The sequence below is a fragment of the Mesorhizobium sp. WSM4844 genome (assembly GCF_055811775.1).
Genome location: NZ_JBVVQB010000101.1, coordinates 1 through 10402, shown reverse-complemented (window position 1 = coordinate 10402; position 10402 = coordinate 1). Strand labels below are relative to the sequence as shown.

Genomic DNA, 10402 nt, shown 5'->3' with positions numbered 1-10402 from the left:
AAGGTGGATGTTGAATCACCGGAGAAGCTCGTCGTCACATCACAATCGATTCATCGATCACGGGACGTGCTCTAGCTGCCACAGGAATTGCGTACTTGAATAACCGAGCACTGCGCAATTTGTCAGCTGGCGAACAATTCCTTGTAGCCGGTCGTCACCATCCAGTTCGCGCGGGCGAGATGACTCCGAAGCGCCTTCTTGGCCCGCTCCGGTTCAAGTGCCGGATCAATGCCGAGGATCAGATGGGCCATTTCCTTTTCGGGTGCCTCATCGGCTGAGGCGTCCAGGAGCCTCATATAAATGGTAAAGTGCGCCTTGTCGTAGGCGGTAAGGCCTTCAGACCAAGGAACCTCGTCGGCAATCGGGGTATTCGATCCAGGGTGTACCATCGCTAATTCTATCTCCCGATAACGGTCCCCGAGAAGCCCTCCGTCCTCTAAATGGGGATTACATAATATAGTTGATAAACTCAAGCTGCGCATTCCGCTGGCTTGCATGCATGGACATGCGCAAGTTGGTTGGACGGAATGTGCAGAGGATCAGGCAACGGAAGCGTCTGACGCAGGAACAGCTTGCCGAAATTTCCGGGTTCAGTCAGCAGTACATCAGCGGCTTGGAGAAAGGCCGACGAAATCCAACGATCATCACGATCTATGAACTCGCATTGGCCCTCGGTGTCAGCCACATCGACCTGGTTCGGCCCGACAAGCAGCCTGACCCCACGATTTCCAAATAGTCGCGCAAGGCTGCCCGCCTGACCGTCCGCGTCCGCTCCTCCAACCTGGCTCTAGACTAGCCTCGTAGTCGCTTGTCCCGTGTCTGGCCGTTTCATCAACCTTGTCAGCTCGAACGCCATTCACACACGACGACTTTTCAGGGGGAAGGCCAGGTGGCGCCAAGCCATCTGAAATCGAGATGATACCGGCCGGAACATTATATTAGCGGATTCAACGCTAAGTGGCGCATGACTTGGCAGTCATCGGATCAAACTGCATCCGCCCGTCAACGCTGCCACTGAGTATGGCTCGGCTGCCTGCTCTTCACGCGCTGCCGGTGCGCAACGCACGATGATCGGCGGTGTTTCGGCAGGCGGCGTCAGTGTAAATACCTCAAGGGGGTCTGCAGATGCGCGTATGCGGACGTAAAGCAAAGCGTATCTGTTACAAGAAGGTGGCGAGCAGGCGTTGTCTCGAGATCCTAAGGTTAATGTACGGCAGCGCGATCGGGTCGCTTAGAACTGGTCGATAGTGGGACAATAAGGGGATCACGGCCAGTTAATGCCTTGATCCGGAGGGCTCCTGAACATGTATTCCAGAGGATCTGAATGGCGTGAATGGGACTTACACATACACTCCCCGGCATCATTCCATTGGAACGGCGAACCATTCGGATCTGATAAAGCTCGAAACGATCAGCTCATTGATGAAATGATCTGGGCGCTGAATGACGCTAGTCCGACTGCGTTTGGGCTCATGGACTACTGGACATTCGATGGTTGGTTCGCCCTCAAGGCGCGGCAGGGCCAACCCGCTGCGCCGGTACTTATGAAAACTGTTTTCCCTGGTATTGAACTGCGTTTGGCGGCGCCGATGGAGGGGCGACTAAACGCTCATGTTCTTTTCTCCAATGAGATCAGTGATCAACATCTCAGAGACTTCCTCTCGCGGTTGAAGCTCGAACTGATCAATCAACCGCTGTCTCGCGACGCGCTTATCGAATATGCCCGATATGCTGGTGTAGACAAACTGGCCAAACATGGATTTGAGAAGAGTAAAGTTGCGTCGGACGACGCGGAGGCGTTCATCGCCGGCTGCAAAATCGCAGAAGTGAATGTCGACTCATACAAGGAAGCAATTCGCCTTGTGCCTGGTGCTCGTGCAATCGGCTTTATGCCCTTCTCAACCAACGATGGCCTTAATACTGTCGACTGGGCCAACCACTACGCCTACACACTAGGTCTATTCGAATCCTCTCCAATCTTTGAGACAAGAAGCCCCGATCTCTGGGCAGCCTTTTGTGGTGTTGAGACTGAGAGCAATAAGAAATGGCTTGGCAATTTCCAGGCTGCACTGAAGGGTACCCCTCGACTTGCCGTGTCGGGCAGCGATGCTCACTGCTTCCGAGGAAACGGGACCAATGATAAGCGTGGATACGGCGACTTTCCGTCTGGCAAGCGCACGTGGATCAAGACTGATCCAACCTGGAAGGGATTGTTGCAAGCGCTGAGAGAGCCCGCGAAGCGCTCGTTTCTAGGTGAACGGCCACCGAAACTGGAGCGTATCAACCAGCACAAGACCTTCTACATGGATCGGATTCGCGTAGACAGGGCCCCTGACAGCACGCTTGCCGATACCTGGTTGCATGGAACTGAGATTCCTCTAAACCCTGACCTCATCGCAATCATCGGCAACAAAGGGAGCGGCAAGAGCGCGCTCGCCGATATCTTGGCATTGTTGGGCAACTCCCAACAAAGTGCCCACTTCTCCTTTTTGAAACGCGATCGATTCCGTGGGAAAGCAGGAGAGCCAGCTCGCCAATTCGTTGGCGAGCTCTCTTGGCTAGCTGGCGATCCATGTTTGATGAGCCTTGCCAACGATCCGTCGGCCGAACGGGTCGAACTCGTTCGGTACATACCCCAAGGCCGATTCGAAGCTCTGTGCAATGATCATGTGTCAGGGAAGACTGACGGGTTCGAGAAGGAACTCCGAGAGGTGATTTTTTCTCACGTCCCAATCAACGTGCGCCTTGAGGCTCTGAGCTTCGATCAGCTCATCGACAAGCAAGAAAATGTCTTCCGGGCCCGGGCGAATGAGCTTCGCAAATCGTTGCGGGCGCTCAACGAGCATATTGTGGATATCGAAGATCAGCTTCATCCCAACGCGAAAAAAAACCTTGAGGAGCAGATCCGGCTCAAGGGGAAGCAGATTGAGGAACACGCTGCAATCAAACCGTCTGTAGTCGAGCAGCCCACCGATGAACTCACCGCCGATCAGCAGCAAGCAAGCGCCAGACTGGCGGAGATCGGTGCGGTGCTGGATCGCCTGAAAAATGAGGCCAAAAAGGCTGCCGATGACCGGCAGATCATCGGCAGAAAGCAGCGATCGATCCGCAACATCCGCGAGCGAATTGGACTTATTGAGAAGCAACTCGCAGCCTTCGTGTCCGAGATCGCCGACGACCTTGCCACTACCGGGTTGAAAGCAGAAGACCTGATCACCCTGACCGTCAATCGTAATGTCCTGACAGAGCATCAGCAAACGCTAGCCAGCAGTGACGACACGATCACAAAGAACGTGGAAAGCGCCGCTACGACCGAGACAGCGCTGATAGCGGAGCAGAAGCGGCTTTCGGAGAAATTGAATGAGCCGCAGCAGAAATACCAAGCGTACAAACAAGCCTTGAACGAATGGCAAACCGCACTTGAGGCGATTGAAGGATCGGAAACGGAACCTGAAAGCCTCAAGGGACTGAAGCTAAGGGTCGCTCAGATAAACGAATTGCCAACGAAGCTTGCGCAAAAGCGGGCCTCGCGACGGGAGGTAACAGCTCATATTTTTTCGGTTCTGGAAGAACAGCGAACTGCGCGGGAGGAGTTGTTTACGCCGCTGCAACGTTTGATACAGAGCAATTCTCTGATCCGGGACGAATACAAGCTTCAATTCCAAGCCAAGCTCCTAGGCTCACCTGACGCGATTGCAACTAACCTATTCGGTGCGATCAAGCAGAATATCGGTGAGCTTCGTGGGGAAGATGAGAGCTTCCTCGCAGTCCGAAGCAGGTTCGAGAGATATCGTTTCGAGAGCGCGGCCGAGGCGACGAGCTTTGCCGAGGACATTGCTTCCCTGCTGACGCAGAGCGCTGAGAAGGCGGCGAGCAATATTCCAGGGATCAGGGTTCTCATGCGCAAGGACAAAGAGCCAGCAGAGGTCTACAATTATCTTTTCGGTCTTCAGTATCTGGAGCCGAAGTACACTCTGCTGTTTCAGGATACCCAGATAGAACAGCTGTCGCCCGGGCAGCGAGGCGCCTTACTGCTGATTTTCTATCTGCTGGTTGACAAGGGTCGAAACCCGATAGTGCTCGATCAGCCCGAAGAGAATCTGGACAATGAGACGGTCGTAAGCCTACTAGTGCCAGTCCTCAATGAGGCAAAGAAGGCCCGACAAATCATCATGGTCACGCACAATCCAAACTTGGCAGTGGTTTGCGATGCCGAGCAGATCATATACGCAACATTCGATCGGAAGAACGGCGCGCGAATTTCGTATCAGTCAGGGTCGATCGAAGACGGGATCATAAATAAAGCTGTGGTTGACGTGCTGGAGGGCACAAAGATTGCCTTCGATAACAGAGGTCAGAAGTACCATTGAGAGTTCCGAGCACTATATCGGCTGGATGGGAAGACCGCCTAGCGGATACATCACTTCGACCACCCGGCAGATGTCCCTCTGGACTCCCCGTTGCGGGTCCTCTCGCGCTGCCCAACCCGGAATACGGAACTGATTGGCAATCACCGGCGATCCGGTGGGCACTTCCACGAGCCGCCGAGCGGCACTTCCCTGGCGCTGGCTAGCGCGAGTCAAAAGCAATGAAATTGCTGTCATCGTCGGGAGGTGCGGCAGGGCCATTCCGTTGCACCGAAAAAGCATGGCGCAGTGCGGCCAAAGGCGCAGTGTCGTTTCGTCCGGGGGCAGGCGTCTCAGTGACAAGCGCCTACTCGGCGCGGAGCGGATCTTCCCTCTACTGCCATGACACCTGTCAGAGAAACCTTTCTCCGGACCGGGATATCGTGAGATTACATGTTCTATAGGGCGTAGGGGAACAGCTATGTTGTTTGAGAATCTAAAGGTGAACCGCGTTGCGGTTCACGAGGTCTTTCGTCGCAACGACGACAAATCTATTCAGCCCCCGGCATATGCTAATAACCTGGAGCTACTGAGCGCTGAACCTATGGGTGCCTTTCGACTTCGCATGACTGATGCACTGTCGGGTCAGAGCCAAAGCCTCCAGATGCGAATCGTCAGGTTTGGTGCAGGCACCTTCTTGAAGACGGCAGAAGAGCTTGTCGGCTCTAGCGACGCAACATTCTTGTTGGGATCAAAAGAAATCGCGACCAAACTTGCCGAGTCCCAGCTGGCACGACGTATCCCCGGTGGTATGGTCATCGTGTTCGAAGGAAGCGTGGGGGCAGCGTCTGTTCCGTTTGTCGGCGTCATCAAGGCAGAAATCCAACAGGGCTTCCGGCGCTCCATTGCCGGCACCAACGCTGTGGTCGAGTTCCTTACCAATATTTTCCTCACGCCTGCAATCGCCTCTATAAGATTGGCGTGATGGCGTTTGTCAACACAACAAAGCCGAAGCCTGAGGGCCGGCGGGCTTTCATCTTCGACAGCAATATCTCCGCCAGTAATCGAGAGGCTGCAGCGACGTATTTTTATGATGGCTTTTTTTGGCTGCGCGCTACCCAGTGATGGTCCCTACGAGACCATGAAGTTTTTCGATCTGACGAAGGAGTTCATTCGGGCCTCGGACCTGCAGCCCGAGAAGAAGCGCGACATACCGGTTCGCCTACATGCCCAAATCTCTTCGCTCTCCCCGCCACCAGCGGTTTCTGGACCAGCTGATATCGCTGCGCAAGGCCAAAGGCCTGACCCAGACGCAGGTAGCAACTTGGTCGGCCGCAATCTTTCGTGGCCAAGTCGAGGGTGGAGAGCGGCGTCTCGATGTCATTGAGTTTCTCGACGTAACTGCAGTGCTTGACGCTGACCCGTGCGAGATTCTGTTGAGCCTGCAAACGTAGCTGGCCCAGCGCGCCTCCCGGAGCGCGGACCAGCCCCCGGTTTTCTTAGGCAATCTCAGGCGTCTCAGCCATTCCGCTCCCGCCCTGGCGCGGGCAAGGGCGGGCGCAGCTCTTCTTTTTTGGCCCCTCGGCGGAGCAGGGTAGGCGGCACTCCCTTCTAGTGCCGCCGCGTCATCCCGCAACCCTTCGCTCTCGCTTCGGGTCCTTCTCTTCGTTTCGGTCCTACGGATGCGGTCCGCCTGGACGGCGGCCCTTCCGGTCGCAACTCGCCGCCCACCCCCGCTTCCGTCCCGCTTCCGGGAAAGCCGCGATTGGCGAGCGGAGGCAAAACGAAGCATGCAGGACAGAAGCGTACGGTCATCGACGAGGCAGGCAGAGGCCGGGCGCCCTGTCCTCAATTCCCGCTTTGCGGCCGTCGAGCGTCGGAATCGTTCCTGTTTCCCTCTTGCTAAGGCCCGTTGCGCAGGAATCGGCGCAGGCGCTCGTCCGAGCGGTTCTCCGCTCGCTCGCCGCCTCGATCACAGCCAACAAAATGGGCGCGAGGATTGCTATAGGCAGAAGCTGCCGAAGCATCATCGTGACGATTTGCTCTTTTGCAGCTATGTTCGTTTAGCGTCCCAGTCGGGTGGGGTCTGACCGAGAATGTTGCGAACGAAGAAGTCCAGGAGTTTGCGCTCAGTATAGATGCCTGGCGCGCCGTGATCGGCACCAGGCACATAGACCATGTCGAAATCTTTTCCCGCCTTGATGAGTCGGTCGGCAAGCTGGAGCGAGGAGGACGGGTCGACATTGTGGTCCATTTCGCCGACGACGATCATCAGCTTGCCCCGCAGCCTGTAAGCATTGTCGATGGCGGAGGATTGGGAATATTCAATGCCGACCGGCCACCCCATCCACTGTTCGTTCCACCAGATCTTGTCTATCCGGTTGTCGTAGCAGCCGCTGTTGGCGACCGCGACCTTATAGAATTCGGGATGGAAGAGCAGCGCGCCCACCGCGCTCTGGCCGCCTGCGGACCAGCCGAAAATGCCGACATTGGAGATATCGTACCACGGATACCTTGCGGCGGCCGCCTTGTGCCATAGAATGCGATCGGGAAAGCCTGCGTCCTTCAGATTTTTCCAGGCAACGTCATGAAAGGCGCGCGAGCGGTTGTTGGTACCCATGCCATCGATCTGCACAACGACGAAGCCCAGCTGCGTGAGCGGCTCTGTCCGCGTTGAGAAGGATTTCGGGACGCCGGAGCCCTGGGGCCCGGCATAGATTTTCTCCACCACCGGGTACTTCTTCTTCGGATCGAAATTGGCGGGCAGGTGGATCACGCCCCAAATATCAGTCTTGCCGTCGCGCCCCTTGGCGTGGAAGCTGAGTGGCGGCTGCCAGCCGGCGGCGACGAGCTCGGACAGGTCGGCGGTCTCCACCTCCATGAGTTTGACATCGTCGCTGGCGCGGTAGAGCATCATGCGGGGCGGCAGATCGATGCGTGACCAGAGATCGACATAGTAGCGGCCGTCGGGAGAGAACTCGACATGGTGGTTGGCCGGCTCGGGCGTGAGCTCAGTCAGCCCCGCACCGTCGAAGCCGATGCGGTACGCATGGACGAAATAGGGGTCCTCCCCCGGGTTCCTCCCGCTCGCCTCGAACCAGATCTGGCGCTTGACCGGATCGACATGGTTGACCGCGCGGACCACCCACTCACCGCTGGTGATCTGGTTCTTGAGCGCGCCCGTCTGGCCGTCGAACAGGTACAGGTGCTCGTGCCCGTCGCGCTCGGACGCCCAGATGATCTCCTTCCCGTCGTCGACATCGTAACGAAAGATTTTCCCGGTACGGTACTGGTTCATCACCAGCGGCCGGTAATCAACGAAGGTCGTGCTGGTCTCTTCGATCAGCGAGCGTGCGCGGCCCGTGGCGGCGTCTACCTCGACCAGCCGATAGAGCTGATGCCCGCGCTGGTTATATTCGAAAGTGAAGCCGCGACCGTCTGCCCACCATTGGAGAGCGGAAAGTTTGAAGGGGTTGGAGAACAGGGCGTTGTCGATCACGATCTGGCGCTGGCTGGCAATCTCGAACAGGACCGGCTGGGGCAGCGGAAGGACATCGCCCGGCTTGGGATAGACCATTGCCGAATATTCGCGCTGCAACCGGTCCGTCGACGAATTGAGGTACGGGACCACCCGCTTGTAGCCGGGGCGAACGCGGTAGGCCGCGAGATGGCGCGAGTCCGGCGACCAGCTCAGTGTCGAAAAGACGTAGTAATTGCCCTCTGATCCATCCCGGCTCACCGCAACATCCTGCAATCCGTCATTGCTGCGCAGGAAAACATTGTGGTTCCTTATATAGACGATCCATTTGCCGTCGGGCGAGACGCTCCTCTGGTCGGGGTTATTCTTAGCCGGGGGGGTGTAGTCGTGGCGGAGCTGAAAGTCCGGCGCGTCCACATCCAAGTTTGTGCTGGTGCAAACATAGCTTGCAACGTCGCAGCTCCACCGGACCTGCTCAATCAGGAAGTCGAGCCTGCGACCATCCTCGGTCAGTTCGAAACGCTCGAAGGGAAGATCGCCTGCCTGATAGCTCTTATGGCTCGCTTCATTTAGCGCCGCCGCCAGACGGGCCTGGTCGAAGGCGGGCCGTTTCAAACCCGTGGCAGCATCGACTCGCATGAACTGCTGCTCGCCATGGCTAGTCCGGCGGTATATGAACGCGTTGGCTCCAGTCAGCCAGAACGGCCCCTCGGGGACATTCACGGTGAGCCCGCGATAGCGATCGTTGATCGTCAGTGCCCGCTCCAAATCGCTCGGCGCTAGCGGTGGATGTGCACCGTTTGAACCGTTGGCCAGCGCCCCAGCGGTTGCCGATCCCGATGCCCCTTCAATTAATAACGAGAGCGCCGAAGCGCCGATCTTGACCATATCTGTTCACCTCTTCGGTTTTCGGGAGACGCATTGTTGGATCTGGCTTTTCATCGCCGGTGTGCAGCAGCGTTGAGCGTTGCTCGAAGGAGTCAGCACGCGGGGTGCAGCCGAGACGGCAGTCACCATGACCCGTGCGACTGCGCGGATATCCAGGAACTGGCCGGGTGAAGCAGACTGAAGAGTTGGCGCCGAGCCAGCAGGGTATTTTTTGTCCACAATGATGGAATGTTCAAAGCCCCATGACGCTTGCAATCACACTCCCTTCCTTTTTCTGCACCTGGAAGGGCCGAAATTGGGCCCGGCACAAAGTGTTGGCTATCGACATTCTCTGCATGGCTGTCGTCAGTCCGTTGATCCGTGTCCGGATGAACGATGCAATATGCGCGCCAAAGGAAAATCCCTTTAGATCAAGGCGATCGATCGGACCGGCTGTGTCGGATGACTTTTAACGTCGCATATCCGACAGCTCGGACAACCCCAAGTCACATTGACCTTGGGTGTATGTCGGGTTGACAAGAGTGGACCGTCGGGCCGACGGCAAAGGGCGCACGAGGCGCCCTTCATTCGACTCGGGCTGCGCGTAAGCCGCCTTCGCCTTCCGTTGTCAGAAATGGTACGTGACGCCTGCGCCTATCAGCCAGGGATCGAGCTCCGCCTTTCCCGTCTGCTTCGCGCCGGCCACCGTGACGTCGAAGTCTGGCTTCAGGAAAAGCTTCTTCACGTCGAAGTTGACGCCCCAGTGCTGGTCGACCATGTAGTCGAACCCGACCTGCAGCGCGGTGCCGAACGTGTTCTTGACCTTGAGATCATCGGCGCTGCCGGCTTGCTGATGATAGAAGATCGTATAGTTCACGCCGGCGCCGACATAGGGCTTGAAGGCGCCGAAATCGGTAAAGTGATACTGCAATGTCAGCGTGGGCGGCAGCAGCCAAACCTTGCCGATATTCCCCAGCCCGCCGATCGAGCCTTGGCCTGTGATGTTGGCATAGGTGGTGCCGAGGATAAGCTCGGCTGCGACATTGTCCGTGAAGAAATACGAAATATCGAGTTCCGGCGTTACGGTGTTCGAATAGGAAAGACCGGAGCCGGGCACCGCGTTAACGTAGCCCGAATCCTCAGTGATAACCCCCAACGCGCGCAGGCGGATCTGCCAAGGGCTTGGCCATTCCCTGAACAAGGCACCCTCATCCGGGTCGCACGGTTCTGCAAGGTCTGCCGCGGCCGCCTGCTGTCCTACCAGCAACAGGACGACGGCCGCTGTGAGTCCCCGCAACACGTTCATTCGCTTTGTTGCCATAATGTTGTTTCCTTGCTCGTTAGACTTCACTGTGAATAGTCCTGCTGTGTTGATTGCTATCTACAGAATACTGGCGCGCATTATTCGCAAATTCTGCGCGCATTGTCAGACCTGTACTCACTTCGTCGAAGTTCGCCCTTGTTGACCTGCCGGTCGCCAATGAACGCTATCGGCGTGCGAGCCGATCGCGCTGCCAAGGAAATTGTTGCCCAAGGCAATGATGTCCTTGCAGTAGCTGTGCCCGCCTGCGCTGGTCCGTAGAAGTAAGCGGGATAGGCATCGTATTAACGTAGCCCGAATATGTCCCCGAGGCGGCGCAGGCGGAACTGCCCAGAGCTTGGCTCCTAGATTGGTGTCGTAGACGGGCACGGGTAAGGGGGAGGCGGAGGG

General features: G+C 57.1%; 7 protein-coding genes. 4 read left to right on the top strand and 3 right to left on the bottom strand.

All coding sequences use genetic code 11. The features are described from left to right. Positions 1-122 precede the first annotated feature (122 nt). Complete coding sequence (locus AC0L2A_RS35285) at positions 123-389, bottom strand: hypothetical protein (RefSeq protein ID WP_473612809.1); 267 nt, start codon at positions 387-389, stop codon at positions 123-125. Between the two features lie 110 nt (positions 390-499). Between AC0L2A_RS35285 and AC0L2A_RS35280 the strand changes: the two genes are divergently transcribed. The 4 genes from AC0L2A_RS35280 (at position 500) to AC0L2A_RS35265 (ending at position 5471) form a co-directional block, all read left to right on the top strand. Next, the gene (locus tag AC0L2A_RS35280; RefSeq protein WP_473612808.1) at positions 500-736 is read left to right on the top strand and encodes a helix-turn-helix transcriptional regulator; all 237 of its coding nucleotides are present in this window, start codon (positions 500-502) and stop codon (positions 734-736) included. 568 nt (positions 737-1304) lie between these two features. Continuing rightward, positions 1305-4370: a TrlF family AAA-like ATPase gene (locus AC0L2A_RS35275; RefSeq protein WP_473612807.1), complete on the top strand. Its 3066-nt coding sequence runs from the start codon at positions 1305-1307 to the stop codon at positions 4368-4370. Between the two features lie 457 nt (positions 4371-4827). Next, on the top strand, positions 4828-5331 hold the full coding sequence (locus AC0L2A_RS35270) for a hypothetical protein (protein WP_473612805.1): 504 nt from the start codon (positions 4828-4830) through the stop codon (positions 5329-5331). Further along, positions 5331-5471, top strand: a complete 141-nt coding sequence (locus AC0L2A_RS35265) for a hypothetical protein (protein ID WP_473612804.1) — start codon at positions 5331-5333, stop codon at positions 5469-5471. Before AC0L2A_RS35270 ends, AC0L2A_RS35265 begins: the two co-directional genes overlap by 1 nt. A gap of 928 nt (positions 5472-6399) precedes the next feature. Here AC0L2A_RS35265 and AC0L2A_RS35260 read toward each other — a convergent pair. Both AC0L2A_RS35260 and AC0L2A_RS35255 read right to left on the bottom strand, forming a co-directional pair. Further along, the gene (locus tag AC0L2A_RS35260) at positions 6400-8712 is read right to left on the bottom strand and encodes a S9 family peptidase (protein ID WP_473612803.1); all 2313 of its coding nucleotides are present in this window, start codon (positions 8710-8712) and stop codon (positions 6400-6402) included. Positions 8713-9319: 607 nt separating this feature from the next. Further along, positions 9320-9997 carry an OmpW/AlkL family protein gene (locus AC0L2A_RS35255; RefSeq protein WP_473612811.1) on the bottom strand — a complete coding sequence of 226 codons (678 nt, stop codon included), beginning with the start codon at positions 9995-9997 and terminating at the stop codon, positions 9320-9322. Positions 9998-10402 lie beyond the last annotated feature (405 nt).

What these genes read in the sequence shown, in the direction of transcription:
- AC0L2A_RS35285 (WP_473612809.1), bottom strand. Translation starts at nt 389, where the DNA reads ATGGTACACCCTGGATCGAATACCCCGATTGCCGACGAGGTTCCTTGG.
- AC0L2A_RS35280 (WP_473612808.1), top strand. Translation starts at nt 500, where the DNA reads ATGGACATGCGCAAGTTGGTTGGACGGAATGTGCAGAGGATCAGGCAA.
- AC0L2A_RS35275 (WP_473612807.1), top strand. Translation starts at nt 1,305, where the DNA reads ATGTATTCCAGAGGATCTGAATGGCGTGAATGGGACTTACACATACAC.
- AC0L2A_RS35270 (WP_473612805.1), top strand. Translation starts at nt 4,828, where the DNA reads ATGTTGTTTGAGAATCTAAAGGTGAACCGCGTTGCGGTTCACGAGGTC.
- AC0L2A_RS35265 (WP_473612804.1), top strand. Translation starts at nt 5,331, where the DNA reads ATGGCGTTTGTCAACACAACAAAGCCGAAGCCTGAGGGCCGGCGGGCT.
- AC0L2A_RS35260 (WP_473612803.1), bottom strand. Translation starts at nt 8,712, where the DNA reads ATGGTCAAGATCGGCGCTTCGGCGCTCTCGTTATTAATTGAAGGGGCA.
- AC0L2A_RS35255 (WP_473612811.1), bottom strand. Translation starts at nt 9,997, where the DNA reads ATGAACGTGTTGCGGGGACTCACAGCGGCCGTCGTCCTGTTGCTGGTA.